Raw genomic sequence first — 26432 nt, 5'->3', positions numbered from 1 at the left:
AAAATAGGATGGGACTTACTCTCCAACAACGGCCCCCCAGGATGAGCGACTCGATCAGTAATTTTACAGAATCCTTTTTGAAAGATCTAGAAGAGAATGAGAATGGGTTCTTTAAAATCGAAAACCTAGATGGCCTCGCCTACCTAACGATCTTTCCCGCAGGAAAAAAGGGAAAGGAAGTGGAATATCGAGAAATCCTAAAGCGATTGAGCGTTTTTAAGATCAGCGGAGTCTCCGAAGATGAGATCAAGAGGATCTTGAAGACAAAAGACTCGGAACCTCACCTGGTAGGAAAATGGCCGGGGAAACCGGAACCTTCTAGCTTGGATCTCAAGATCACCGAAGATAAAATGCAGGTCTTTGGGATCCTACATCCTCCCAAATTCGGAGGAAGACTTCTGACCAGGGACGAGATACTCTCCCAGCTTACTTCGCAAGGGGTAATATTCGGAATCATAGACGAAGCGGTCCAGAAGATCGCCGAGGCGGAAGAATACGGAAAAAGAATACTCGTCGCAAACGGAGAACAGCCCGTCCCTGGAAAAGACGGAGATGTTCGGATCTTATTCCAACATCCGGGCACACCAACTCTAGAAGAAGACGAATTCGGAAGAGTCGACTTCAAAAATATACAGATCATCCAAAGTGTGAAAAAGAACCAGAAGCTAGCAGAAAAGATCTCTCCTTCTCCCGGAAAAGCGGGTAAGAACGTAAAAGGAGAAGTCTTGGACTTCGAAGAAGGCAAGATTGCTGAATGGAAACTCGGTCCGAATATCAAGACTTCAGAGGACGGAAACGTTATCTTCGCTTTGATAGACGGAAGACCCATCATAGATAGATTCGGGATCATCCGAGTGGATGAGGTTTGCCTCTTGGAGAATGTGGATTTTTCCACTGGGAACATCAATTTTCCGGGAACCATCATAGTAGAAGAATCGATCGCAGACGGATTCACTTTAGAAACGGACGGTTCCATCATAGTAAAGAAATCTGTCGGTAAGGTGTTCCTGAAAGCAAAAGGAGATATTGTTCTCTCCGGAGGCTTTATGGGAAGGAACGGAGGAATGATCGAATCCGGTTCAGACATCTATGCTAAGTTCGTGGAGCAAGGAAAGATGCAGGCAAAGAATTCCATCTTTATAGAGGAGGCCGCCATGCATTCCGAATTGATCGCCGGTGAATCCATAGTTGTTCGAGGAGGAAGAGGAGAGATCATAGGAGGACAATGTGTTTCCGGAAAGACAATCACCTGTTCTAAGTTAGGCGCCATTGTAGAAACGAAGACTGTCCTTAGCTGTGGAATGCCTCCAGAACTTCTTTATGAATTGGAAGGACTAAAATCGGAGATCCGAAAAAACCAAGACATCCTGAAGAAAGTGGACACGAGTATCCAAAAACTCAACGACGATTCCCAAAGAAGAGCCTTAACTCCGGAAGAAAAGGATAGCCTTCCAAAATTACAGGCGATCCGACAAAAATACAATTCTATCTTAGAGAATCTGTTCGCCCAAGAACAGTCCGCGATCTTATCCTTCGACCCGGACAGAAATTCCTTTGTGGAAGTGGAAAGGGAGATCTATCCCGGAGTAGAAGTGAATCTGGGCAGGAATAAGAAATTCAGCGTAAAATTAAAGGATATCCCGGGACCCTCTTATCTGTATTTGGGCGGAGATGGACAGATCGCCCATTCCAAGGTAAAACCGAAACGCCTAGGCCTATTGCAAGAAGAAGCATCGGAAACGGAAAATCCTTCGATCCCTTGATCAGCCCTCGTCCGGAAATAATTCCCTACAAGAAGGGATCCCGCCGGATTGCTCCATTTCTGTGCAAGGGGTCTTGAGTAGATCATCCATGCATCGTTTTACCTTAGCAATCTGATCGTCCGTAACCTTTTCATAGTCGTCCGGGAGAATCGTCTGATCCTTTTGATCGATCATACACTGATCCAAGGACGAAAATCCCGACTTAGCAGAATCCTGCTCTTTCGAAGGAAGAGCCTCGATGTATTCGGCCGAACATTCCAAATTTTTTTTACATAATTCCCTAATATAGCTTTGGCTCAGTTCCTTGACCTCATCCCGGCTAAGAGAAGGTCCTTTTCTGCAATCCAGAATAAACGAAAGAGGGATCAAAAAGAGTAAGAAAGAAGTTCTCATGGAAGTATTTCTAGTTTTCGTAATAGTATTTTTCGGGAATCGCGAAAGAAACCCTATAGAATAGGTAAAATTGACTCACCCGTGGAATATTCTGCAAGTCGTTATCTTTGGAATATTTTCAGGAAAGAAATTTTTATCGACTATTTCATCTTAGTAAGAATGAGCCGATTTCCCTTGCCGGACTGATCTATATAGAAATGGTCAGTAAGTTTTCGCACCAAATAGAGCCCGATCCCTTCTTCCCTATAATCTCCCGGATCGTATCCTCGGATCTCGGAGATATTCTTCTGGATCCCGAAATCACGGATGCGAACTTCCATCCTATTATCCAGAAGGGTGATCTCTATAAAAATAGGATAATTCGGTTTGCTTAAATAGGCGTGTTTGATCACGTTCAAAAGACACTCCCCCACCGCCAATTTCAGATCGGCTGCGTCGTACAGGGAGAAACCGGATTCTCTCGCTAAGTTATAAACGAAATTCCGCGCTACGCTTACATAACGCGGATGGGACGGGATTTGTATCCGAAACTGATTCGAATAGTTAGCTTGTTTGGTATCGGCCACGCCTAACCTAAGCGATTATCCTCTGGGATGGAACTTCTTATGAACTTCCTTCAGAGTCTTATTTGCCATATGAGTGTAGATCTGAGTGGTAGAAATATCGATATGTCCAAGTAATTCCTGAACCGACTTCAAGTCTGCATGGTTCTCCAACAAGTGAGTAGCGAAGGAGTGTCTCAGAGTATGAGGCGTTACCTTCTTCTTGATGTCAGTGCGCTTGATATAATGGTTCAGAAGTCTCCAAACGGATTTCCTATTGATATAGGATCCTTTTTTGGAAACGAAAAGATAGTCGCAGTTCCTGTTCTTCAGGATATAAGGTCTGCTTTGTTTCAGATAACGATTGAGGATGTCTAAGGATTTTTCTCCGAAAGGAACGAGTCTTTGTCTTCCTCCCTTACCTTCCACAGTCAGGGTCATTCCTGCCATGTCCATATCGGTAAGTCTAAGGTTACATGCCTCAGAGATCCTTAAGCCGGAAGAATAAAGCAACTCGAAGATGCATTTGTCCCTGAGCTCGTAAAGATTATCTTCCTTGATCACGGTGAACAATTGTTCGATCTCTTCCTGAGTTAAATAGTCAGGGATGGATCTCATCACTTCCGGAGTCTCTATCTTCTCCGTAGGATTTGAATCCAGCTTCTTCTCGTCTTTTAAGAATTTATAAAATTGTCTTATGGCAACCACTTCTCTCGCAATCGTCTTTGCAGAGATCTTGCGGTTGCGTTCCTCATTCAGGAAACGAACGATATCGTTTGCCTGGACTTCCAGAAAATCGATATGCTCCTTTTCCAGGAAGTTCTTGAACTTGTTTAGATCGTATCCGTACGAGTAAATAGAATTGTCGCTGAGACCCTTCTCAACCGAGAGGTATTCTTGAAAATTTTGCAGTAGATTCTTATGAGAAGATGTCACTTTCTTAGTCCCGCTTCCGAGTATTACAGTACTAAATCCTTCGGACAAATTCTCCCCTGAGATTGAAACTTTTTTTAAGATTGCGGTATGAGAAGGCCCGTAAATTGTACAAATTCGACGGGCGGTACCAATCAAAAACTGCCCTTTTTCTTATCCCGTAAGGGAAAAAAAACTACGGAAATGAGACAGAAGTTCCGATACGCCATAATTTTACTTATGTCCCAGATTGCATTGAATTGCGATTCTTCTGGGGAATTAGCAAGTAGAGCGAGAGAAAAAGAATCCCAAGGCAATACTGCTGAGGCACTTTACTACTACGATCTTGCCCTCCGAGAAAATTCTGAAAATTTTACTGCGAATAAAAATTTAGGGATCCTACTCGCAGAAAGCGGACAAGCCCCAGGCTCTGCGGCTCTCTATTTAGAAAAAGCTTTGAAGAAGGATCCGAAAAATCCGGAAATACTTCTCTATCTTTTGGAAATTTATTTAAAAGCAGGCTCCAAGGCGGAGACAGATTCGGTCCTGAAAGGATTTTCGGAGAGTTGGGACAAGGATAGAGAGAGTCTCGCCCAGTTCTTGACCTCTTGCATTCTGGAATCCAAGAAGAATCCTTCGGAAAGAAAGAGATTCCAAGAGAATCGGATACCCGCCTCAAACCCAGCCTCCTCTCGACTGTTCAAACTCTGCGAAGAAAAAGTGTATGAGGAATCCCATCCAAAATGAGAACCACCAAGGATCTCTCCGTTCACAAGGGATCTTTCTGTTTTTGGCTGATTCGATTTTCATCATATAGCGTTCTTTTCTTCTTATTCTTAGAAGTACTACTTAGATTACTCCATTTTCCTTCCGTAGAATTCAGATTAGAAGACAAACAATTGCATTGCTTGTCCTCAACTGCGTACGCTCCCTTTTCGTCGAAAGATCCATCCCGTTCCTTTTCTCTAAAATATCCCCTTCTTCGTTTCTTGCATCGATTCTCCGAAGAATACATTCCCTGGATGAGGCTCTGTCCGAACCAGGATATCACTCTATTTCATCCGGAGAAGAATAGAACGTACAGAGTACGAACGAATTCCTTCGGAGAAAGAATTACTGCGGAGGATCAGGATACTGCCTTTTCCGATCTTGGGTTAGAAAAGAATCGGCAAGCATTAGATATCTTGAGAGAAGAGCATACGGCCGCTTCTCAGAGCAAAGAAGTCGCTTTTTCGAAAGTTCAGGCCAAAGAAACTTCAGCCAAAAAACAAATTTGGATCCTTGGGGATTCGGTTGCCATGGGCTATTTGGTCTCAGACGAGAATAGCCTACCTTGGCTTTTACAATCTTCTCTTCGGGAGAAGGGCCAAAATCTTTTAGTCCGCAATTTGGCTGTGGACGCAGTCGGAAGTCTTGGCATCCAGGAGAGACTCAAGGAAGTATTAAAGAATTCTAAACCTCCTAAGGCTGCGTATTGGATCTACCATATTTCCGATTTTACGGATTCCTTTCATGAGGAGATCTTATTTAAGTCCAGAAAGAAAAGGATTTTGGTCCAGATCTCCTATTATCTGTCCAGATATAGCGCGGTTTACAATTCTCTGAAAGTATTGTACGAGAAGTATAAGCCCGAAAGCGCAGACAATTTGGTCATTCCCTCCTCCGGATCTGTTTTGAACAAAGAACATCCTCATAGACTTGCTCTTATTTCCCTATTTACCTTTGCGAAAGAGAATGACATTCCTTTGGTTCTAGTACTCTTGCCGGAGCCCCGAGAAAACTATGAACCGTTCGTGGATTCGGAACTCGTAAAAGAAGTCAGGCAAATTGCACTCGACTCAAACACGAAGGTTTTGGATCTGCAAACAGAGATCTACGATCTTTGGAAGAAGGAGAGAAAGGAAGTCTTTCTCCCCTTAGACGGACATCCGAACGAGGATCTGTATAGATTCATCTCGACCCAGTTAGCGAAAGATATCCTAAATCCTTAAAATTGGAAATAGAGGAAAGGCTGGCTCACTGTCACACTGTATAGAATAAAGCAGATTGCGATGAGTACTCCGGAAACTCCATAGACCCAGAGTTTATTCTCGAAGAGTCTTTTTGCCCAAGGAGTCTCCTTCTCCATGAGATAATCTCCGAACATTAGGATGAATACTGTCCCAAGAACGGAGAGAGGCACAGAAACAGTGATATCCCCGCTCACTCCCATGAACATTCTACTCACCATAGCCCAACCTACTTCCACGCTATTTCCGACCCCTTCGACCGGTCTAGCGCGGAAGAAATACATGGAAAGTCCGAAGATGGTAAACGGATAGGCTACCTTGATAAAACTCGGGATCCTGTCCCAGAAATTCTTTACTCTTTCAAAGGAGAAGGCGAATCTTTCGATCACCATTAAACTCGCATGAGTGAAACCCCAGACGATAAAATTCCAGTCGGCTCCATGCCAGATCCCACTCACGAAAGTAGTTAAGAATAAGTTTAAGTAAGTCCTAGGGATCCCCTTCTTATTCCCACCTAGGAAAATATATACGTATTCTCGAAGCCAAGAGCTGAAGGATATATGCCAACGTCTCCAGAACTCGGAAACAGTTTGAGAAAGGAATGGCTGCCTGAAGTTGATCGGGATATGAAATCCCATAATCCTTCCCGTCCCGATCGCAACATCGGAATAGCCAGAGAAATCGCAGTACATTTGTATAATATAGAGAGATCCGGTAATAGCAAGAGAAACCCAACCGTAATGCATAGGATTTGCAAACACCGGGTCTACAACTGCGGCAATCGGATCGGCTACGAATGTCTTCTTGAAAAGTCCCCAAGCAAGCTGACGTATCCCAGGAAGAAGATTTTCCTTCTTAAATTTGTACGTTTCCAGGAATTGATGGAGCATATCCTGGGCCCGGATAATCGGTCCTGCCACAAGCTGAGGAAAGAAGCTCAAGAAAAGCCCGAATTGGAATAAGCTCTGTGCTCTTTCTACCTTCTTGTGATATACATCCACAGCGTATGCGATCGCCTGTAGAGTAAAAAAGGAGATCCCCATGGGCAATAAGATCCCCGATGGATTTGCATAATGTGGTTCGCAAGGTTCCAGCCCCAAAACGGTATTCCAGACCGTGAAAGAAAAATCCAGATACTTGAACAAATAGAGAAGAAGTAAATTCCCGAAGATAGCTATATTCAGAAAAAATAATTTTCCCGCTCTGGTCTGGGACCTGTCCATCCAAACCACTGCAAAATAAGTGATCACTATGGAATAGATAAGGAGTAATATAAACGGCACGCGGAAGACCGCATAAAAATAAAGGCTCGTGACCAGTAGCCAGAATTGCTGGAATCTCGCAGGAACTAGGAAATAAACCGAGATAACAATAGGAGCAAAGAATAAGTACTGCAGGGAATTAAAGAGCAAGTTGGAACTCCTTCAATTTAGCTCTCAAGGCTTCGGCCGCCCAGTAATTTCCACGTTTCGTAAAATGTCCGTCTTCCGGAATATAATGATCCAGGATACCGAATCTTCTTCCTTGGGAATCTGTTCCGCACATGCCTGCCGTCTCCGGTTTGAAACGAAGCACTTTCACTCCCCTCTTTTCAAAGAAAGCAGAGGCTCGGATCGCATAATTTTCCAAAGGATGATATTTACCGTTATTATAGCAATAGATCTCTTCTATTTGGATAGGAAGGATTACAGGAATAAGCCTAAACCCTCTTTCCTTGGAAAGCTCTATCATCTTTTGATAATATGATTGGGTAAGCTCCGGTAGTGGGGAAAGACTTTCCGGACTCGGGATCATATCCACACATTTAACATGAGAAGGGATCGGTTCAGGACAGATGGGTCCGATACTCGCAACAGGTTCTTCCTTCTTCGCGGATAAAGGATCGCAGTCAGGCGTTTTTACCGATCTAAAGAAGGAGCCTTTCAAGTACGATCCTAGATTTTCCTGTGGAAGGGAATCCTTAGAGAGACCTGCACTTTTGATCTCATTCTTTACTGTTAGCTTTGTAACTGCGAAAGTAACCTGGATCTGTTCCCAGGCAAGCTTCAATGCCTGAAGTGTATAAGAGATCCTTGTTAAAATAAATTGTAATTTAAAATTACGAGCGTAGTTCGGATCCTTCTCCCGAAGAGCGTCCGTTTGATCGTCGGGAAGTATCCCCTTCTCCGCCAAGGCTTCCGGCATATCAAAATCGTTAGGAGAGATAAAGAATAGTACTTCCTTTACATTGTCTAGCTTGGCGCTGATATCCTTGAGTCTGAAATACGAGCCTCTGGATCCGTATGCATCTACTCCTAGATTGAGTGCTTGGCGTTCTTGACCGTTTAAAGAGATCCCATCCAAGAGTTGGCAGAATGTATCCGAGTCGCTGACCCCGAAACCCATGACAAGGCTATCTCCCAGACAAAGAAGCTTCGGTTTTCCGGGAACCGCTTCCTTTGTGCCCCGTAGTCCCAAGGAATTTACGGTAAACTGACCTTCCCATTTTCCTGCGAAATGCCTTACATATCTGGATTCGCCCGGTTCCAAGGCCACGTAATATTCCGGATGAAAGCTATGGATGAGTTTCAGGTCCCGGTAGTATTGTAAGGAAGGGCTACGTAGGAATGCTAGGCCCGCTTCTGTTCCGAAAAAGACGATTGCAAGGAAAAGCAGGGCCAGAAGCGCTTTTTTCGCAAAATCCATGAATACTGGAAAGAATTTAGACTTAGGCCAGGGTGACAAGCCAATTCGCTCGTTAAAACTGGGAGCGAATCTGAGATGATTCTCTCAGAAAAAAAAGATCTACTTTACAATTCGTCCGTCTAAAAATAAATTCAATTTAGAATCATTCTAAACACCTGAGGATGCCATGCCCCACAAAGTAGTTATCATAGGATCCGGGCCCGCGGGCCATACTGCGGCCATTTATGCCGCCAGAGCGAATTTGAACCCAGTCATGTACGAAGGCTTTATGGCCGGAGGGATTGCAGCCGGCGGCCAGCTGACCACAACGACCGAAGTAGAGAATTTTCCGGGCTTTCCAGAAGGAGTGGATGGGACCAAGCTCACTACGCTCTTCCGAGAGCAGTCCGAAAAATATGGTACTAAGATCTTCACCCAAACCATTACAAAAGTAGATTTTTCTAAAAGACCTTTCCGCCTTTGGTCCGACGACGAACTGATCGAAGCAGAAACTGTGATCATCGCAACCGGCGCTACTGCGAAAAGAATGTTTATCCCAGGAGAAGATTCCTACTGGCAAAAGGGAATTTCTGCCTGTGCAGTGTGCGACGGAGCTCTTCCCATCTATAGAAATAAAGAACTAGCGGTTGTAGGCGGAGGAGATTCCGCGGTGGAAGAAGCGGCCCACCTCACCAAGTTTGCATCCAAAGTGTATTTGATCCACAGAAGGGATAGCCTTAGAGCTTCCAAGATCATGCAGAAACGAGCAACCACTCATCCTAAGATCCAGATCATTTGGAACACTCAGGTAGAAGGTGCGCAAGGAAACGGAAACCAACTCACTTCTCTTTCCGTAAAAGAAGTGAATACCGGAAAGGTTACCGAACTTCCTGTAGGAGGACTCTTCTATGCGATCGGTCATAAGCCGAATACAGAGATCTTCGAAGGACAATTGGATCTGGACGAATCCGGATATATTAAAACCGTTCCCGGTACTACAAGAACCAATATAGAAGGAGTCTTTGCTGCGGGAGATGTGCAAGACAGGGTCTATAGACAAGCGATCACTGCCGCAGGTTCCGGTTGCATGGCAGCCTTGGAAGCGGAACGTTGGTTAGAATCCCAGGAAGAATAGAAAGAAGAAGAGGCGGGAAACCGCCTCTTTTTTCATAGAATATTCAAATATTCTAAATTAACCCAAAGTGTCTATATTCCGCTTCACGAAACTTTAGGGACGTTCGACGATTTGCCCTCTTTTCTGAGCGGTATCATAAATAAATAATGTGGGAAGGTTCGGCTTCTTCTTCCCGCCCGGCTCTTCTTCTTTCTTAACGATCATAACCAATTTGTTTTCGGGAGAATCCGGCAGGATCTTTTCCAGATAATACTTTTTAGGAAGAACAGGGATCAATTCCTCGGATCCTGGATCGTATACGAATACTTTTTTGGAATCTTTTTGGTTTAAGTATCCGTCCTTATTTGTGTCTTCGGGCATTCCAACGATCACGAATTTCTTTCCAGTCTTTAAACCGGGGAAGATATTCGCATAGAGAAGTTCCGGATTCTCCGCGTCAGAAGAGAGCTTATCCGGTTCTCCTCCGTAGAAATAATCCCAAACATAAACGCTTTTTGTGAATACCTTGCGATTCCTTCCGGTTTGCAGATCGACGAAGACAAGGTTTTGCGCATGATTTAATGTTTTGCGAGCACCGAAATTCTCTCGGTCCCGGTTTAGGCCAAGAGGGTAAAACAGGAATCTTCCCCAGGCAACGGCAGAATGTTCCACCAGATCATCGTCCGGCTCCACATAGACCGTTTGGGTCTTGTTAGACGAAGTCTTCGCAATCTCAATCCCCCGATCATACACAAACCAGCTCTTCAGAAGAGTGAAAACGATCAGAAGAATTATGATTGCGATCGCCGAATATACGATAGTGCGAAGCTTTTCCATGGACGGACCTAAAGAATCCGGTCTCCTCTATGTGGGTCAACCTTCTTTTGAAGGTAGCCCCCCACCCAATCGTGCGACCCGTAGGGAGCGAGATTCCCGAAGGGTGTTTGAGTGATCAAGCAAGAAGCTTTTCGAGTGAATCGCGAGAATAGAAAGGAACGCGAAATTGCGAAGGTGGCCCCCACCCTCATCGGGTGGTGGAGGTGGGTCCTCAGTGGGAGAGGCTCGCTGCCTCTATATCATAAACTCCCTTCTTCGACAAGGGAAAAAGGGAGGGGACTTTTTCCTGTGGGAACTAATTAGCCTTTCTTTCTAGAACACCGTTTCGATCCGGTATCACCAGAGAGGAAGAAATTTCCCCGGTATCTTCTCTCAAGACGGTCAATGGGTTATAGGTATCCAGAACGATCTTTCCATCTACGATGAAATTGTACTGGTACTCGCCTGGTTTTAATTTCTTGATCACTCGAAAGACTCCATTCCTTTCTTTTTCTAGAAAATCGGCTTCGGGATCCCAATGATTGAATTCTCCTACAAGACTGACTGACTCAGCCTGAGGTTGATAAATCCGGAATTCTATCGTGCGAAATTCTTTTTCTTCGTATGGCGAATCTTCCAGGATGCGGGTGCTCGTCTGTTTGTTGGCTCCGCCTTGGCGGTAGGCAATCCTAGAAACCAAAGAACCTTCTCCATCTTCTACCGTATCAGAGTTCTCCGGGTCATGGGTAAAGATCCCATCCACCTTGAATTTGTATTCATAAGCAGGTTTAGCCTCATACAGCCCGTCCCCTACTATATCAACAATGCCGTAAAAGACTCCCTTATCGTTCTTTTCTAAGGGAACGCATTGCCAATGATTGAATTCTCCGCAAACGCTTACCTCGTCATTGGATAATCCCTCATAACTGAATAAGACCCCTCGGTTCAGAAGCTTTCCTGTCCGGAAAGAGGTAGAGGTATCCACAAAACGGATGAATCTGGGGGGCACTGCCTTTCTCAAATTCTCCAACTGCCAGAAATAATAGATCTTTTCTTCAGGGAGAGAATCCTCTCCTTCTTCGTAATCCACAGAACGGAACGCGCCGATCCAATCCTCCGCTTCCTCTGCGGCGAGTGCGAAGGTCAGCACAAGGGTGAGTAAGGCGATAGCCTTGGCTTTCTTTACCGGAATCATATACTAAACCGATTGTCGTAGGATTTCCCGGAAACCCTAAGCGCATTTCTGGTAGGAACTCCTACATCTGACATAAGGAAAAAATCTTTGATCTTTCAGAGATCCGCCGATACTATTGGAAGGACTTTATGGCCGAGCCTTCTAATTATTCGGATCAAGAGCTGGGGCAGATACGCTCCATTTTGGAACCGTTGAGTAAAAACCCGGAAACTTCGGAAGATCTAAATCCGATGCTCTCCACCTTTCGCGAGAAGATGGGGTATGGGGTTCCTATCAATATTGAAGACGAGGATTCCGATTCTGGCGAGGCTCCCGAAGAAGATACATTCGATTTGGGCGGAGAGGAAGAAGAAGCGCCCGAACCAACCCAAAGGCCAAAACCTCTTTCCTTCTCGGAAGAGGACGATATTGATCTAGACGAATTATTAACGGAACCTTCCGCCGCAGGATCTACCCCAAGTATAGACGCTGGAGACGATCCATTCGGAGGTTTTGACGAAACCCCTCCCGCCTCCGACGATTTCGGAGATTTTGGAAGCCCTGAACCTGCACAGACCGAAGAAGATCCATTTGCAAGTTCTGGAATGGACGATTTTGGAGTACCTGAAACGGCGGATTCTTCTCCGGACACGACAGGTTTCGGAGGCGGAGACGATCCTTTCGGAGGTTTGGACTCCGCTCCTACCCTAGACTCTCCATTAGAAGATTTTGATGCAAATCCTCCTGCCGCTTCGGACGATTTTGGAGCCTCTTCCGATTTCAATATGGACGATCTGGGATCGCCTGCGGATTCCGATTCGGATCCATTTGCAGGATTTGGAGGAGACGATTCTCCTGCGGCTTCCGAAGACCTGGGAGATTTCGGCGCCGAACCTCCTACAGAAGAAGATCCATTCGCAAATTTTGACGCCTCCGAAATGGAAGATTCCCCAGGAGACGAATTCGGTTTAGGCGAAGGCGATCCATTTGGAGCCGCGCCAGCCGGAGAAAGCGATTTCGGAGACCTGGGTGGCTTTGACGACTCCTCAGCAGATTCGGGAGCTTCCTTTGACGAAGCTCCTACAGGAGACAGCGATCCTTTTGCGGATTTCGCCCCTGTAGCAGGTGGAGATCATGATCCATTCTCGGATCTATCTAGCGCAACTTCCGTTCCTGAATCCGATCCTTTTGCAGACTTCTCCGCAGAACCTGCTGGAGAAATGGAACTGGAATCCGTCCCGGAATCGGCGGACTTTACAAGCTTCTCTCCGGATCTGGACGCCGACTCAGACTCCGATCTAGGCGCCGCAGCATTCGAGGAGGATCTCAGATCCTTAGGCGGAGAAGAAAAAGAGGACATAGATAAATCCCTCACAGACGAAGAACTTGCAATCATCCAGAAGGAGATCCTACGTTATCCTCCTCTTCTTCGTAAAACTGTAATCGAGTCCATAGTACAAGACCGTCTTTCCAAAAAGGCGCAAAGAGATCTATTAGAACTCATTAAAGTAGAAAGTACTCCGGACGAGGTAGCTGCATTCCTTTCCTCCGCTCTTGGAGTTCCGGTAACCCTAACAGATAGAACGGGCGCCTACTCCGCAGACGGAGTTCCGATCATTACTTCCGATCCGATCTATACCAGAGAGGGTTATATAGAGAGAAGGAAGAAGATCCGTAGGACCTTCTACGCAGTGGCCGCCGCCCTTCTCCTTGGATTTGGCGGGTATTTCACATACAAGCATATCATACTTCCTAGACAGGCCGCCCAAAATTACGAAGCAGGTCTGGAACAGATCCGTGAAATGGGTGCGAAGAAATTCGCGGGCAGTTTGGGCGAAGAGGATCGTAAGAAGTATCTTACAAGCATAGAAGATTCCTATGATAAGGGCTTCGATATTGATCCGTATAACCTAAAGTACATGAATCTCTACGGTGTGGAATACAGCCGCGCCGGAGAATACGAACTCTCTTTCGAAAAACTATTCGGAAGAATAGAACCGGATCTGGGAGCAGGAACATTAGATTCTTGGAATAAAAGAGAACAGGCACCTCTAGTCCGCTTAGCTCAGGGAGAGTCTTGGAACGACAAGAAATTCAAGACAAGCACTGTGGTGAACCAAGGCAAGGAAGGAGTCAAATTCCTTTTAGACCAAGAAAAGACCGCAAGAAAGGTTGTGGTCCCCGGCGCCTTCCTGGTCATGAGATTGAGAGATAAATCCCATGATAATAATACGTATAGGAATCTAGGCTGGTTCCATTCTCAGATCATGCCGGACTTCGCAGAACCTAGCGAGGGCAAAAAAGGCAGATACAAGAACGACGCACTCTCCGTGGATTATTATAGCAAGGTATTTACGGACGGAGAAAGTCCATATGACGAGCTTTCTACCGCCGGGATCGCAAAGATCTATTATAACCGAAGAGAATTCGGAAAGGCTGCATCCTTCTATAACCGAATTGTAGAAGCAAATCCCAAAAGTGTTCCAGGTCAATCGGGACTTATTTCCACTTACCTAGAGATGTGGAAGGAAAGCGGAGATCCTCAGTTCGTTCTGAACCATCACCGTTTGCTTAGGAATAATTTGGATATGGAGTCAGAACTCCCCTTCTACACTCTTTCCAAATTAGCTTCTTTTTACGCGACCATCGATCCTCAGGAACTCAGGATCAAATATAATATCAATCCGGTAGATCAAGTTTCCGGAATAGAGATAGAAGAAAGCGCCATCCGACTCTTAGATACGATCTACAGAAGATCCATGGAAGACGAAAGGACCGGTACGGAGATCGAAGGAAAGGATTACGCGGAAGGTTATTACCAACGCGGACAATATTATCTATCTCAAAAGGAAAATATCCAAGCGAGAAGGTTCTTCGAAAAGGCAGCCACTCTGGATCCAAAACACTGGTTAGCAGTGTTAGAACTTGCAGAGCATTCCATCCGGGTCGGGAATTTCGAAGAAGCCAAGGATCTATTAAAAGAAGCAGACGCGCGTTACCAAGCGAGCATGCGCTGGTTCGGCTCCAAGGATGAGGACGAGACCTTATATGAGGGGAATCCTGCTCGCATCCATTTCGATCTAGGAAAGATACGTTATCTGCTATCAGCTGGGCTCTCCGAGAAAGAATCTTTAAAAGAATTTCCAGGCAGAAAGATCTATCCTTTCCGCTCTCGTTCCGAATCGGACGGCAAAAGCCTTTCCGTCCTGAAAGAAGAGGAAGAAAAACGAAATCGCAGGAACGAACTTCGTAACTCCCTGCAAGAATTCAACCTTGTGGATGCAGAAGAACCTCAATTCGACCTCATTCGCAAATGGAGAAGAGAACTTCCGGCCAGTCTTCTTCGAGAAATGAAATTCTACAAGGGTTGGGTAGAATATATGGATTCCGATTTCGACAAGGCACTTGCGGATTGGACAGGTTTCGAAGACAAGGACGAATATTATAATGCTACTCTTCTCATGGGAAAAGGGAACGCTTTCTTCTATACCGGACAGACAAAGACTGCTCTCGGATATTTCTTAAGAGTAAAAGACGATATGGAAGAGAAGCTCCCTCAAATGAGCTCTCCTAAGACCGAAGATCCATACCACCAAGAAGTATATCAGACCTTAATAGCCGCTTATAATAATATTGGCGCCTGCTACGAGAATCTCTCCAAGAAAGCGGGTGTCCAAGAATCGGAAAATTATACGGCCCAAGCTCTGCAGAATTATTGGAAGGCGATCGAAACTGCTCGTAAGATCAACGAAGCGAGCGAGATCTCCTTATCGAATAAGGATCTTCTATTTAAGAAAGACGCTCTAAAAAGAGAACCTCTCTTGGAAGATTGGGTCTCTCCTACTTTGGAATCGATCAAGGATCTTGTTCGCAAATAATAAGATCTTTCTCTCTTTCATAAAACGAAATCGAACCTGTTGAAATATAATTTTGTAATCGGATGCAAATTTTGCGAGATCAATGCGATCTCGGATCTCGCTTTTGCTTTATAGAATTATTTTTTCTTCTTAACGAAGAGGGATTTGATCCAAACCACAATAAAGAATCCGAACATTCTCGACATGCGGATCAGTCTCCAAGGACGAACAATGATCCTCCAGAACCAAGTCAGTCCCTTCAGTTTAAAGAAATTAGGCGCCTTCTTTACTTTTCCGGAAAGAATATCCATCGCACCACCAACTCCGATCACAACAGCGTGACCAAAGAAAGCGGTATTATTCTCCACCCAGATCTCTTGCTCCGGAAAATCCATTGCAAGAAATATAATATTCGGACTGGTCTTACGGATGGATTCCTTAACTAGCAACTCTCTTTGAGTATTCAAATAGCCTGCATGTCTTCCTACGATCCGAACTCCGGGAAAATGTCTGGAAAGATTAAAATATACTTTTTCTACGATCTCTTCTTTTCCGCCGAGCAAGAAGATGGAATAATTTCTGAGTTCACAGAGACGGACCAGGTCCATCATGAGAGCAATTGTAGGAATTCTTTCCTTCAGTTCGCCGCCTAGTTTCTTAGCGGCCCATTGTAGTCCTGCACCCTCGGCAAGAATTAGGCTGGCCTTTTGGGCGATCCGATGCAATTTCTTGCCTTTACGCAAGGCCATGGTCTTGATCGGGTCCAACAGAAGAACGTGATGGAACTTTTCCTTCTCCTCCATGAGGTGATAGATCTTTGCGACAGCTTCGTCTAAGGTAGCGTTGTCGAAAGGCACTCCTAGGATGGGAGCCTTTTCTAGATCATCCACGTTCAGTGTCTGGTAGTCTAGAAGATAATCGCGATCATCTTTGGCGGAAAGATGGCGTATTTCCCCTGGTTGCTTCATAGGGATCATCTTATTGGACATAATTTGTGAGTCAATTGAAACTTAGATTTAAACGTTCGGAGGCTTTGAAGAAAGATGAGGCAATTCCCTGAATACGGTTAAGACTTCTTGAAACTTAAACTCATCGGAGGCTCCTGCGATCATTGAGTATAGAAAAGGCCCATAGGCAGACAGTTCACCTATTTCCTTAGGGCCAATTCCACCAATAGGAACGATCGGGATCTTAGCATATCGCAGAGCATCTTGCAAACCATTTGGGCCGATCGGTCGGTCTTCGGTCTGTTTAGAATCCGTAGAATAGATGGGTCCTAGCCCGGTATAATCCCAAAGCTCCGGCTCTAGACTCGCCACATCCTCCCAAGTATGGCAGGAAGTGCCCAGATACAGAGAACTATTCCGAACCAGTTCCTTCTCTTTAGGATGTAAGGCTTGGTAGTCTTCCTTCCCTATATGAAGTCCGAAACAATTCCATTCCAGGGCCTCTTTCCAGTAATCGTTCAATATCAAAGGAAACTCGGAAAATTCCTCTATCAAACTTTTGTAAATCTCTTTGACCTTGGAAATTTCTTCTTTCTTGGCTCTAAGCTGGTAGAATGGGATCCATGCCTTGTTTGCATTCCAAAGATTCACTAAGTCACGGGGATTTTTTTGGAATTTAGAACAGTATTCTAGATCTAGGATCGGGTATAACGCAGGTGATTTCCAAATTTCTGGTCGTTTCTTTCTCATGTACCACGGTCGATTATAAATCATTCCATTCCCCAAGCATTGTAAGTCGAATGTTTTTTGATTTGCCATTCCGCCGTGGGCAAAAACGATTTACCTATATGACCCGTTTCCTTGTTATTTTATTCGCTTTTGCAGTATTCGGACTGATCTCCTGCGACCATCAGAGAGACGTGCAAGGAAATGCCATCTCTTCTTATGTTGCGAACTGTGTGGGTGGAGGTTATACTGCCTGCAAACATTCCTGCGAGAATAAGTATGGAAGCACTGTGGACCCGGACAATGTGGCTCTCTTGAACACTTGTATCAGTGGTTGCGCCACTAGCTGTAGTATTGCTACCTTCTGCGCTCAGATGCAACAGGGTTGCAAAAGTAACTGCAAGAGCTATCTGAACGAATGCGTTCTGATCCTAGGTCTTTCCGGCGTAGGCCAATAAACTAATCCCAATTTCCGATACGGAATAAAGAAGCCGCAAAGATCCCTGCGGTTTCTATTCTTAGGATCGATTCTCCTACATTCACTCCTGGCACGGAGCTCTTCCTTAAAAAATCCAGTTCCTCGGAACGAAAGCCACCTTCCGGTCCGATCAGTATCGTCTTGTTCCGTATCGAGTTCGGATCTATCTTCGTTTCCGATCTGGGATCCAATAACAATAGTTCATCTTTCGGATCGGAATAAGACTCCACAAATTTTTGCAGGGAGAAAGGTCCGAGGATCTCAGGTAAGAAATCCTGATTGGATTGGGCGCAAGCTTCTGCGGCCACCTTCAAAAGCCTTTCCGGATTCAAGTCCTTACGATCGGAATGAGCGAATACTAAGAAAATAAATTTTGTGATCCCTAGTTCCGTTCCTTTTTGGATCAACCACTCCAATCGATTTCCTTTCGGAATAGCAGTCGCGATACAAGAGGCTTGTTTTGGTTTTTCTTTCTTCTCAGATTTTAAGAAGGAACCCGACTTGGAGGAAGCAGGAACAGAGTAATAGGAATTCGTTCCGGATCCATCCTTGATGATCACTGCCTTTTCTTCGGAGTAAACGCGGAACGCTTTTAAGTGAGAGATCTCTTCGCCTTCTAACTTTAGCTCTGCAGAAGGAAGAAATCCTGGTCGAAAGAAAACGATCTCTTCCGTGGACATCTTATAGTCGATTCAAATTATCTAATTCAAAAAGAGAAGGATCCGGTTTTACATCCCGATCCACTTCCACGTATTCCAATACGCTGATAGCACCTGTGTTCAGGTCCAACATTTCCAAACGGCTCGCCAAATCCTCTTTGCCCACTTTTTGTTTGGCCTTCACTTTTACGGGGCCATACTTGATGTTCATGGTCTTGTACAGGATCCCGTCCTTATCGTGAAAGTCCAAACGGATCGGCCTAAGAGTATCCGGCTCTAGTAGAAGAATGAGCTTAGAATAGAAATAGGGCACGATAGGACGAAGAGCGACCCTCTTCATCTTTTTTCCACCCACGTCCAGATCGCTTTGCACGATAGGATTATAGTTCGCTTGGTAAGAAGTCCCAGCCAGATCCACGAAACTAAAACCTGTATTCAAATGGTTCTCGTACTTCTCTTCGTCGTTTTTTCGGAAGATCTTTCTAGAGAGTGCGTTGAAGGCGTAGATCAATTCTCCGTCTTCCTTGAATAGGATCTTGTATTCCAGGCCTCGGCCCTTGCTTTCGAAAAGGGAAAGAGAATCTTCTCCCTTACGGAAAACGCTCATGTCCCAGGTCCAGGAATCTCCGGTTCTTTTGATCAGGATTAAATTGGCCTTTACCAATCCGTCCGATTTGAGTAAGGCTTGGTCCAATCGAGCGACCAATTCCTGAGCGACCCGGGCCTTTTCCGGCGCCTGAGCGTAGGTAATCTCCCCTCCGAGTAGGACGGGTAAGACTAGGATCACTAGAATCGATCGAAATTGTCTCAAAAACCTTCCCTTCCCGGCAAGAAGTGAGAACTTCCCTTCTTTATTCTGCTCTTAAACTCGGTGCACTGTAAGAGTAAAGACTGTGAACCGAACCTTGGGCCTGAGCGGATTCACTTCTTCTTTCGAAACGAAGTTTACCTTCTCTCAATCCCTTATGCAAGTCTTGGACGGTCCTAAAACCCATATCCTGGAAGGAAAGTCGTAGGCCCAAACTTAAATAAGGAATAAAATTCAAGATGGAACCACGATCCACAACCGAACCGCTTACACCTTGGGCCACTTTCACTTTTTGGCCTTCGTTGAAATATCTCTTATCTCCGCCGGCCTTCATGGCTTCAATACTTGCCATTCCTCTATACTTCTTGAGACGAATTCCATTCTCATAAAAATACTCGCCGGGCGCCTCAGTTGTTCCGGCAAACATAAATCCCATCATACAAGCAGATGCTCCGATTGCCAAAGCATTTGCGATATCCCCAATATTAGAAATTCCTCCGTCTGCGATAACAGGAACGTCATATTTCGCTGCATGAGCCGCTGTTTGGTAGACTGCAGTTGCTTGAGCCCGGCCCACAGCCATTGTGTCTTGGGTAATACAAATAGAACCCGGTCCCATTCCGATCCTAAGTCCGTCGGCTCCGGCACGGATCAAGTTCTCGGCTTGCCCCCGAGTGACCACATTCCCTCCGACTACTTCCAAATTCTTGAAATTGGATTTGATGAATTGCAACATCTCGATCTGGTAGATGGAGTTCCCTTGCGCAGAGTCGATGATGATCACATCCACTCCGGCTTCGTAGAGTGCGGCAACTCGATCTCTAGATTCGGGAAGTGTGGAAACCGCTGCACCACATCTCAGTCTTTTGTTCTCATCCTTGGAGGAATCGGGAAAGTCCTTGTTCTTTTTCAGATCGGAGCGACTGACCAGGGAGACCAGTTTTCCGTCCTTATCCAGGATAGGAAGTTTTCCGATTTTCTCTTTTTTAATGATATCGTTTGCTTCTTTCAGGGTAATCCCGGCTCTTCCGGTGATCACCTCGGTAGTCATGACCCTCTCTACAGGGATAGATCTATCTCTCTCAAAGTCGATGTCTCTATTCGTAACGATCCCGATCAGCTTAGAATACTTGGTTCCGTCGGCGGTGATCGGAATTCCGGTGAATCCTTGCGTCTCTTTGATATGGTCCAGATCGTGAATAGTGTTCTTAGGTCCGAGCACCACAGGATCCGAGATGAATCCATTCTCGAAACGTTTCACCTTGCTGACCTCGGATACTTGCTCATCGATCGTATTATTGTAATGGATGATCCCAATCCCTCCCATAAGGGCTTGGGCAATCGCCATGGAAGACTCGGTAACAGTGTCCATGGGCGAACTAACGAAAGGGCGTTTGAGTTTTATGTTCTTTGTGAATCTAGTTTCTAACTCGACATCGGATGGATTGAAATCGATAAAACCGGGCAGGACTAAAAAGTCCCGGTAAGTAAGCCCGATTTGCATGCTGAAGAGTTCTTCGCCGGATAGGCCGTCTAAAAATTGGGAGTCTCGGTAAGATTGGTTTGACATTAGTGTACCTTACCTATTACATCAAAACGAAGCCAAAGGCTGGGATCAAGATAAATTTCCGCCGGAATCCGATCGACCTAGGAATTTAATGGAAAAGGTTCAAAGGAAGCAAAGAGACAAAGAGTTCATCACTGAAGAGGGAAAAAAGCTCCATCTCATTGGAAAATTTCTTCTAAAAACCGAGCTGCTCGTAAGGGACACGGAAGGCCACGATTCCGTTCAATTGCTCTCCGTAAGCAAAGACGCCACAAAGATCCTAGTCCAAGGTCGAATGACCGAACAATTTAAACTCAATTCTCATATTGTTTTATACAAACTGCTCGCGAGATACGTCGAACTAGAATGCGAGGTCTTGGAAGAAAGACCAAATAATCAGTACGTAATGAATGTGGACGCCGTGTCCATAGCAAGTAGAGAGAGAAAATTCGCTAGGATCAAACCACCCGATGGCAGCGTTTGGATCACGAACCTCAGGACGAGTCGCACTACTATAGATGCGAACTTATTCAATATACCTACTTCCGTAAAAGTGAACTTCGCTGACACCGAAAGGACTTTAAAGCCCAAGTACGATATCGTTAAGATAGACGTTTTCAATTCCATAGGGGATAAATTCGACCTAGTCAAGAAAACGGGAAAAATATTATTTATTCCTAATACTCAAAAGCCTGATAGTTACAGGTCCTCGGACCCTGACGGGTTTATAGATTACGAACAGGAACTCGGAGATGAGGACGATGTTCGCAAGAAGATCATAGAATATGCCAACCAAAAGATCAAATCGGAACTGATCGTTCCCGTCATCTATATCAACCACGACGAACAGGCCATACCGATCGGCTATGTGCATGCCCAAAATAGGACGAGAGAGATCGGTATAGAAGAAGTAATGGAGATCAAGACCCTTACCTTCGATATGGTGGACAGGATCCGCGAATCCAATACGATCCTAGTAAAGGAAAGATTTCCCGTTCTGGATCTTTCCACCGGCGGTCTCCGAGTGAAGATCAATCATCCTGACTTGAATAGCGAGATCCCTAGAAGAAAAGGGTTCACATTCGATATTTTCTTTAAGATGCAATCTCCGATCACTGCCTACGGAGTGGTTCGTTCCGTAGCAAAAGACGTGGATGGGAATTTGTATATAGGATTGTCTCTGGAAGGAAACTCCGCAAGGCCGGGAGAGAAGAAGAGATTCATAGACAATGTAAATAGAATGTTAGCTGACGCCGGAGTGAAAGTCAATCCGAACTGACTTTTACGGAAAGTCCCACATTCTCACGTCCACAAAGATCACATTCCCTTCTTCTAAACGTTTGGAATAAGTGACTAAAAGCAAATTGCTTTCCAGATCGTAGTATGGATTGCTTGCGATCCATCCGCTAGCCGCATCCTTAGCATTCTTATAGAATTGCTCCAGAAAATAAGGTCTCCAACTCCAGTTGCGACCCACGAATGTATCATCTTCTAAGATCCCTGATTCGGAGATCCCGGAATAATTCGGAGAAAGTTGCCTTCCCTCATGATTCGTAACATACATCCTAAAGACCGATTTTTCGAGAAGATAAGAATTCCTTAAACTGATCGTTACCTTCTCCTCTCCGTTGGAAATCACTTCGATACCGGAGGACTCTAATCTATCCTCCAGTTCCTTCTCCTTTTTGATCCGTCGGAGCAATTGGTATTTTTTGTAATTAAAGAAAAGTTCATGGAGCTGAGAGAAACGAATACTAAGCCCGCTAATATCCAAAAGCTCGGGGCTCGGTTCCGCAAAATAGAAACCTTGTAAGTATCTTGCGCCGTAGGTAAGAGCATTATAGAGTTCCGTCTCGGTCTCTATTCCCTCAAAAAGAAGAGAGCAACCCAGGCTTTCCGCCAATCTAGAAAGAGTAAATAGGATCTCTTGGAAATTTCTGGAGGCAACAGAACTACGAATCAGTCCCAGGTCCACTTTGATAATATCCGGATGCAATGCACCGATCCGATCCAGGTTGGAGGATTTGGAACCTAGATCGTCGATCGCGACCAGAAAGCCGGATCTCTTGTACAGATTGATCAAAGGTTTGAGTTGATCGATCTCTCCGGAAAAATGCTCCTCTACCATTTCGATCACGATCCGTTTTGGATCCAAATTGGAACTCTTTGCGATCTGAAGAGTAAACGGATCTTCTTCCGATCTTGAAACAAGATAATCTTGCATGAAGGAAGGAGAGATATTTAGGAAAAGTTTTGCCTTAGGATCTACTCCGTTTGCCTTACTGATCCTTTCTACAGCTTTTTTCCGAAGCTCTCTATCGATCTCTAATTTGAAGGCCCTAAATTCCTCCCTTTCCGACAGAGAAAAAGAGTGAGGGATATCGGATAAGAAGAAGGGACCGAGGCTGTGGACCTCTCCGTCCTTTCCTACGAAACGGCCGAGAGCCTCATATCCGTAGATGGAGTCTTTCTCTACGGAAAGAATGGGTTGGAAGTAAGGGACGATCTCACCTTCGGAAAACCATTCCCTCCATTTGGATGCGCTCCAAGAACTTCTTCCTTCATTCATTCTTAACAACAAAATCAATGCCCTGCGAACAGGATCAAGAAATTTTAATGGAAAGAGAGTTGAGAAGAAATAAAAGAAGAATCAGTCCCTTGAATTTGCTGTTACTTAATAACCTGGCCCTAAACCACAGTGGAATTTTTCCGGAATTCCTTTCCAGTCTGATCTTGTCTTTAAATGAGATAGCAAAGAACGATTTTCACCCAAGTTCTCGCGCAAAATTTCAGCAAGTCTCTCTTTTGAGAAGAGATCTGCCGATTCGGTTAACAATTTCAATTTCGCATAGTATACTTTGAGGTACGGATCTTCTAGTAGATTCTCTCCGTTAGAAACCGACTGCATGTAACCTTCCGGAATGTTCCGAGCGAAATGACCGATCCTCCAATTGCTCACTGTCGGTAGTTTACTTAGCAAAGGATCTGTGAGTGCAAATACGTCTACAATCCTTCTTTCTGGTCCTGCAAAATAACCATAAAAGCCTATATTCAGCGTAGCACATGCTACATCTTTCTTTACTTCCTTCTTCTTGAATTCCTTTCCGGCAGATGCCCAACCGTGAGCCGGGAAATCAGGAACGGAGAAAGATCGCAAGATATTCGTAGAACGGAAATAGGTCCCCTTCTCATCTTGGATCTCACCATCGTTCCGTACCCTCAGGTAATCTTTACCCACGTAAAGAAGTGAGTTTTGGTTTAACACGGAAAAGGCGACAAAAAACACCAGGGCGAGTCTGGGCAAGAACGGAGAGAAAAGATCCGAAATTAGAAAAACCGAGATCACAAAAGGAAGAGCAATAAACCTTCCCGCCATAAAGTCCCCGCCGATGCTACAAACATACAATAGATAAAGAAGGATCCCAAGACTGATACAAAGATGACCTGTTCTCTTTTTCCAATATAGGAAGGGAAGGATAGCAACCGCGAGTAGGATGAACAGAGAAGAGAAGAGATCCCAACGAAAAGAATTCTGCAAATAAGAGATCCCATACAGCCAAAGAATATCTGTAGAGATCCCTGTATTCAATTTCGCATACGCGGTATTCGGAAATGCATATCCGTAATACAGAAGGGAAAAAAGGCTCCAAAGGATTGCAGGCAAAAAGCCAAGGGTTGCAATTCCAAGTGTTTTCACGAATGCAACAGGCTTTTTTATCTTAGAAAAGAAGAAGGATCCGAAGAAAGGGACTGCGAATAAAATAGCATCCTGACGATTCAAATACGTAAAAGAAGCGAGAACGGAGAATAAGAAGAAGGATCTAAAACGGAAGTCTTTTTGTAAGTTCAAACCGGTCTGGAGCATAAGCAAAACTAGCAAAAAAGAAAGTGGGTTCTCTAATCCGGAACTAGAATAGTCGATAAAACAACGAGAAGAGAGAAGTAAAAATAGGATCCAATAGGTCTCATAGATCGAACTCACCTTCTCCCTCATCCTTTTCATCAGAAGTATAGCCAAACTTGCAACGCAGATCCAAGAAAGAATTAAAGAAGAATAATATACTGGGATCTTAAAAAAGGAAAGAAAGGAGACGCCGAAGAGCCAAAGAGGATGGGTATATCCCTGTACCCTTTCCTGCACGTTCCATCGCAGACCATATCCGTTCAGGAAATTATCTACCGTGCGAAATGTAATATAGGCATCGTCGCAAACCCAAGAGTTTACAAAGATCACATACGCAAATCCTAATCCAACGATCGGAAAAAGATATTTAGGTAAGGGACGTCGAAAGAATTCTAGAATAGATCCGATTTTAGAAGGCACTTAAGTTCTCTTCTGATAAGACTTCCTCCAGTTACCTGTGTATCTTTAGATTGTCATTCAGAATTCTTAGAGCCGGAAAATCACAGAAACGCTCGATCCGGATTTCTACTTGACCGATGACTTTTCTAAATCTTTCTATCAGAATGCTTTCTAACCTACTCGCCAGATCCTTATCTTTCTCGAACAGATCCTACGGATTCGTTTTGATAGGAGCTATTTTCCTTTCCGGTTTTTTATCTTGGCAGTACCAAACCGGCTTTCGGGTAGGAGATGGAGCAGTCAAGCAACAGCAATTAGCGGATCTCGTTCATAACGGGTTCCCGGATTTTTCCTGCAGATACTCTGGAGCAAAATTCGATCCTGATTTCCAATTCCTACCTTTGGACTTAAAGAAAGGGTCCACGATGACCCATGTGTACAATGGAAAGTGCTATTATGTATTCCCTTTTTACTACACTGCAATTCAATATCCCTTTGCTTTGCTCTTCGGAAGGTTCGGTAGCTATTTACTTTCCCTGTTATTCGGAATATTGACCCTCTATTCTCTCTATAGGATCTCTCTCCTTTTAAAGTTGAGCGAAAAAGCGAGAAGTTCCTTCTTAGCCGTCTTGCTTCTAGGCTCCGCATTCAGTTTATTTGCGACCGATCTTTCCGAGACCGTAATTGCAATCTACGCAGTCACAGAAGGGATCTATTTCCTATTAAAGGAAGAAGATTCTCCCAGTTTTAAGAATTATCTTTTCGCCGGGCTCCTGTTCGGGTTCGCTGCATTCTTCCGGCAGGAAGTTATTTTGCTCGCAGCAGGGATCTCTCTTGTTCAGTTTTTTAGAATATACCAAAAACGTACATCGGTAGCGTTTCCATTTAGTTTCGGTTTACTCCTATTCGTCCAGGCTGGGATCAATATCGCAGTCGTTGGGCATCCTCTAGGTTCACGAGGGCATCTTCAGTCTTCTTCTAACTATGATTTAGTCGCTCAACTGATCTACTTAAGCCAACTGGTATTTTGGGGAAAGGGATCTCTCGGTCTACTAGGAGCCTACCCTGCTCTATTATTCGCCATCCGCTTTCGACCTAGGACGATCAATTCTCTCAGCCAAATCTTACTCGGGATTTTAGTCTTTATTCTTCTCTCCGGACTATTGACCTCGACCCGATTTTGGCAGGGGGTATTATTCGGACCTAGATTCCTAATGACCGTCCTTCCCTTTATACTAGTTTATTTATTAAGTGTCTTAGACCAAAACTGGGAGAGTCTTTCCAAGCCCGCTAAAGGTGCCGCCATTCTACTCTTAGTCTATTCGATCGCTGGAGGTCTGATCTTCGATCGTTTGTACCATAAGTTCACTCGATCCGTAGTTGTCGAACAGGCCGAGTTGAGCAAATTCTCTTCGGAGACTGTAGTGTATAGAAAAGGTTCCGTATTCCTCCCTTCAGATTCTTTTAGCACGCCAAGAGCGGTGTTTGAGATCAATGGACCGGAACAATTCGATCCTCTATTAGAAAAACTGTATGAAACTGGAACTCATAAACTCACGATCATTGGCTTCAAGGACGCGTATCCGAGAGAGAAGCTGGTCCCTTCTTCTGAGAAATTCGAGATTGTGAATCGAGACTTCAAGCAAAGTCCTTCGATCAATATGGAAACGATCGAGATCCGGAAAAAGTAAGTCGTAATATTTTAAACTGAGATAAAAAAG

General features: G+C 44.7%; 22 protein-coding genes. 8 read left to right on the top strand and 14 right to left on the bottom strand.

Going from position 1 to position 26432, the window contains the following annotated elements:
* The first annotated feature begins 41 nt into the window (after positions 1 to 41).
* The gene (locus EHO57_RS02405; RefSeq protein ID WP_135647167.1) at positions 42 to 1763 is read left to right on the top strand and encodes a DUF342 domain-containing protein; all 1722 of its coding nucleotides are present in this window, start codon (positions 42 to 44) and stop codon (positions 1761 to 1763) included.
* Here the strand turns inward: EHO57_RS02405 and EHO57_RS02400 are convergent, their stop codons facing one another.
* From EHO57_RS02400 to xerD, 3 genes are all read right to left on the bottom strand, one after another.
* Complete coding sequence (locus EHO57_RS02400) at positions 1764 to 2156, bottom strand: LA_2478/LA_2722/LA_4182 family protein (RefSeq protein WP_135647166.1); 393 nt, start codon at positions 2154 to 2156, stop codon at positions 1764 to 1766.
* A gap of 140 nt (positions 2157 to 2296) precedes the next feature.
* On the bottom strand, positions 2297 to 2722 hold the full coding sequence (locus tag EHO57_RS02395) for an ATP-binding protein (RefSeq protein WP_135647165.1): 426 nt from the start codon (positions 2720 to 2722) through the stop codon (positions 2297 to 2299).
* Between the two features lie 15 nt (positions 2723 to 2737).
* Complete coding sequence (gene xerD / locus EHO57_RS02390; RefSeq protein WP_135589120.1) at positions 2738 to 3634, bottom strand: site-specific tyrosine recombinase XerD; 897 nt, start codon at positions 3632 to 3634, stop codon at positions 2738 to 2740.
* A 180-nt stretch (positions 3635 to 3814) separates the two neighbouring features.
* Here xerD and EHO57_RS02385 point away from each other — a divergent pair, with 180 nt between their 5' ends.
* Positions 3815 to 4357 carry a tetratricopeptide repeat protein gene (locus EHO57_RS02385; RefSeq protein WP_135647164.1) on the top strand — a complete coding sequence of 181 codons (543 nt, stop codon included), beginning with the start codon at positions 3815 to 3817 and terminating at the stop codon, positions 4355 to 4357.
* Positions 4354 to 5601 (top strand): LA_2486 family SGNH/GDSL-type esterase, encoded by a 1248-nt coding sequence (locus EHO57_RS02380; protein WP_246050464.1) that lies wholly within the window; start codon positions 4354 to 4356, stop codon positions 5599 to 5601. Before EHO57_RS02385 ends, EHO57_RS02380 begins: the two co-directional genes overlap by 4 nt.
* Here the strand turns inward: EHO57_RS02380 and EHO57_RS02375 are convergent.
* Together EHO57_RS02375 and EHO57_RS02370 are read right to left on the bottom strand one after the other, a co-directional pair.
* A complete protein-coding gene (locus tag EHO57_RS02375) occupies positions 5598 to 7031 on the bottom strand; it encodes an MBOAT family O-acyltransferase (RefSeq protein ID WP_135647163.1) in 1434 nt (477 codons plus the stop codon). The genes EHO57_RS02380 and EHO57_RS02375 overlap by 4 nt on opposite strands.
* Entirely contained in the window at positions 7021 to 8304 is a 1284-nt protein-coding gene (locus EHO57_RS02370) for an LA_2490 family SGNH/GDSL-type esterase (RefSeq protein WP_135647273.1), read from the bottom strand. Before EHO57_RS02370 ends, EHO57_RS02375 begins: the two co-directional genes overlap by 11 nt.
* Positions 8305 to 8470: 166 nt before the next feature.
* Between EHO57_RS02370 and trxB the strand changes: the two genes are divergently transcribed.
* Positions 8471 to 9418 carry a thioredoxin-disulfide reductase gene (gene trxB / locus EHO57_RS02365; RefSeq protein WP_135647162.1) on the top strand — a complete coding sequence of 316 codons (948 nt, stop codon included), beginning with the start codon at positions 8471 to 8473 and terminating at the stop codon, positions 9416 to 9418.
* A 93-nt stretch (positions 9419 to 9511) separates the two neighbouring features.
* Here the strand turns inward: trxB and EHO57_RS02360 are convergent, their stop codons facing one another.
* A complete protein-coding gene (locus EHO57_RS02360; protein ID WP_135647161.1) occupies positions 9512 to 10234 on the bottom strand; it encodes a hypothetical protein in 723 nt (240 codons plus the stop codon).
* A 295-nt stretch (positions 10235 to 10529) separates the two neighbouring features.
* Positions 10530 to 11408, bottom strand: a complete 879-nt coding sequence (locus tag EHO57_RS02355) for an early set domain-containing protein (RefSeq protein WP_135647160.1) — start codon at positions 11406 to 11408, stop codon at positions 10530 to 10532.
* Between the two features lie 128 nt (positions 11409 to 11536).
* Here EHO57_RS02355 and EHO57_RS02350 point away from each other — a divergent pair, with 128 nt between their 5' ends.
* Complete coding sequence (locus EHO57_RS02350; RefSeq protein WP_135647159.1) at positions 11537 to 15265, top strand: tetratricopeptide repeat protein; 3729 nt, start codon at positions 11537 to 11539, stop codon at positions 15263 to 15265.
* Positions 15266 to 15381: 116 nt separating this feature from the next.
* Here the strand turns inward: EHO57_RS02350 and EHO57_RS02345 are convergent, their stop codons facing one another.
* Together EHO57_RS02345 and EHO57_RS02340 are read right to left on the bottom strand one after the other, a co-directional pair.
* The gene (locus tag EHO57_RS02345; RefSeq protein ID WP_135647158.1) at positions 15382 to 16212 is read right to left on the bottom strand and encodes a WecB/TagA/CpsF family glycosyltransferase; all 831 of its coding nucleotides are present in this window, start codon (positions 16210 to 16212) and stop codon (positions 15382 to 15384) included.
* A gap of 48 nt (positions 16213 to 16260) precedes the next feature.
* The gene (locus EHO57_RS02340) at positions 16261 to 16965 is read right to left on the bottom strand and encodes a thiamine phosphate synthase (protein ID WP_246050463.1); all 705 of its coding nucleotides are present in this window, start codon (positions 16963 to 16965) and stop codon (positions 16261 to 16263) included.
* A gap of 74 nt (positions 16966 to 17039) precedes the next feature.
* On the opposite strand from EHO57_RS02340, the gene EHO57_RS02335 reads away from it, so the two are divergent.
* Positions 17040 to 17375 carry a hypothetical protein gene (locus EHO57_RS02335; RefSeq protein WP_135647157.1) on the top strand — a complete coding sequence of 112 codons (336 nt, stop codon included), beginning with the start codon at positions 17040 to 17042 and terminating at the stop codon, positions 17373 to 17375.
* Position 17376: 1 nt separating this feature from the next.
* On the opposite strand, the gene EHO57_RS02330 is transcribed toward EHO57_RS02335, so the two are convergent.
* The 3 genes from EHO57_RS02330 to guaB all read right to left on the bottom strand — a co-directional run bounded on the left by EHO57_RS02330 (position 17377) and on the right by guaB (position 20432).
* Positions 17377 to 18075, bottom strand: a complete 699-nt coding sequence (locus EHO57_RS02330) for a 16S rRNA (uracil(1498)-N(3))-methyltransferase (RefSeq protein WP_135647156.1) — start codon at positions 18073 to 18075, stop codon at positions 17377 to 17379.
* A 1-nt stretch (position 18076) separates the two neighbouring features.
* A complete protein-coding gene (locus EHO57_RS02325; protein ID WP_246050493.1) occupies positions 18077 to 18805 on the bottom strand; it encodes an outer membrane lipoprotein-sorting protein in 729 nt (242 codons plus the stop codon).
* 100 nt (positions 18806 to 18905) lie between these two features.
* Complete coding sequence (guaB, locus tag EHO57_RS02320; RefSeq protein ID WP_135647154.1) at positions 18906 to 20432, bottom strand: IMP dehydrogenase; 1527 nt, start codon at positions 20430 to 20432, stop codon at positions 18906 to 18908.
* 88 nt (positions 20433 to 20520) lie between these two features.
* Here guaB and EHO57_RS02315 point away from each other — a divergent pair, with 88 nt between their 5' ends.
* Entirely contained in the window at positions 20521 to 21687 is a 1167-nt protein-coding gene (locus EHO57_RS02315) for a DUF1577 domain-containing protein (protein WP_135647153.1), read from the top strand.
* A 3-nt stretch (positions 21688 to 21690) separates the two neighbouring features.
* Here the strand turns inward: EHO57_RS02315 and EHO57_RS02310 are convergent, their stop codons facing one another.
* Together EHO57_RS02310 and EHO57_RS02305 are read right to left on the bottom strand one after the other, a co-directional pair.
* On the bottom strand, positions 21691 to 22977 hold the full coding sequence (locus tag EHO57_RS02310) for an EAL domain-containing protein (protein WP_167882320.1): 1287 nt from the start codon (positions 22975 to 22977) through the stop codon (positions 21691 to 21693).
* Positions 22978 to 23082: 105 nt separating this feature from the next.
* Complete coding sequence (locus tag EHO57_RS02305) at positions 23083 to 24732, bottom strand: hypothetical protein (protein WP_210410069.1); 1650 nt, start codon at positions 24730 to 24732, stop codon at positions 23083 to 23085.
* A 116-nt stretch (positions 24733 to 24848) separates the two neighbouring features.
* Here EHO57_RS02305 and EHO57_RS02300 point away from each other — a divergent pair, with 116 nt between their 5' ends.
* Positions 24849 to 26402, top strand: a complete 1554-nt coding sequence (locus EHO57_RS02300) for an ArnT family glycosyltransferase (protein ID WP_246050461.1) — start codon at positions 24849 to 24851, stop codon at positions 26400 to 26402.
* The last annotated feature ends 30 nt before the right edge of the window (positions 26403 to 26432 follow it).

This window comes from Leptospira langatensis (assembly GCF_004770615.1).
GTDB lineage: Bacteria > Spirochaetota > Leptospiria > Leptospirales > Leptospiraceae > Leptospira_B > Leptospira_B langatensis.
This window is presented reverse-complemented; position numbering and strand designations above follow the sequence as displayed.

What these genes read in the sequence shown, in the direction of transcription:
- EHO57_RS02345 (WP_135647158.1), bottom strand. Translation starts at nt 16,212, where the DNA reads ATGAAGCAACCAGGGGAAATACGCCATCTTTCCGCCAAAGATGATCGC.
- EHO57_RS02335 (WP_135647157.1), top strand. Translation starts at nt 17,040, where the DNA reads ATGACCCGTTTCCTTGTTATTTTATTCGCTTTTGCAGTATTCGGACTG.
- EHO57_RS02355 (WP_135647160.1), bottom strand. Translation starts at nt 11,408, where the DNA reads ATGATTCCGGTAAAGAAAGCCAAGGCTATCGCCTTACTCACCCTTGTG.
- EHO57_RS02300 (WP_246050461.1), top strand. Translation starts at nt 24,849, where the DNA reads ATGACTTTTCTAAATCTTTCTATCAGAATGCTTTCTAACCTACTCGCC.
- EHO57_RS02405 (WP_135647167.1), top strand. Translation starts at nt 42, where the DNA reads ATGAGCGACTCGATCAGTAATTTTACAGAATCCTTTTTGAAAGATCTA.
- EHO57_RS02360 (WP_135647161.1), bottom strand. Translation starts at nt 10,234, where the DNA reads ATGGAAAAGCTTCGCACTATCGTATATTCGGCGATCGCAATCATAATT.
- EHO57_RS02370 (WP_135647273.1), bottom strand. Translation starts at nt 8,304, where the DNA reads ATGGATTTTGCGAAAAAAGCGCTTCTGGCCCTGCTTTTCCTTGCAATC.
- EHO57_RS02315 (WP_135647153.1), top strand. Translation starts at nt 20,521, where the DNA reads ATGGAAAAGGTTCAAAGGAAGCAAAGAGACAAAGAGTTCATCACTGAA.
- EHO57_RS02340 (WP_246050463.1), bottom strand. Translation starts at nt 16,965, where the DNA reads ATGATTTATAATCGACCGTGGTACATGAGAAAGAAACGACCAGAAATT.
- EHO57_RS02330 (WP_135647156.1), bottom strand. Translation starts at nt 18,075, where the DNA reads ATGTCCACGGAAGAGATCGTTTTCTTTCGACCAGGATTTCTTCCTTCT.
- guaB (WP_135647154.1), bottom strand. Translation starts at nt 20,432, where the DNA reads ATGTCAAACCAATCTTACCGAGACTCCCAATTTTTAGACGGCCTATCC.
- EHO57_RS02385 (WP_135647164.1), top strand. Translation starts at nt 3,815, where the DNA reads ATGAGACAGAAGTTCCGATACGCCATAATTTTACTTATGTCCCAGATT.
- EHO57_RS02310 (WP_167882320.1), bottom strand. Translation starts at nt 22,977, where the DNA reads ATGAATGAAGGAAGAAGTTCTTGGAGCGCATCCAAATGGAGGGAATGG.
- EHO57_RS02380 (WP_246050464.1), top strand. Translation starts at nt 4,354, where the DNA reads ATGAGAACCACCAAGGATCTCTCCGTTCACAAGGGATCTTTCTGTTTT.
- EHO57_RS02350 (WP_135647159.1), top strand. Translation starts at nt 11,537, where the DNA reads ATGGCCGAGCCTTCTAATTATTCGGATCAAGAGCTGGGGCAGATACGC.
- trxB (WP_135647162.1), top strand. Translation starts at nt 8,471, where the DNA reads ATGCCCCACAAAGTAGTTATCATAGGATCCGGGCCCGCGGGCCATACT.
- EHO57_RS02400 (WP_135647166.1), bottom strand. Translation starts at nt 2,156, where the DNA reads ATGAGAACTTCTTTCTTACTCTTTTTGATCCCTCTTTCGTTTATTCTG.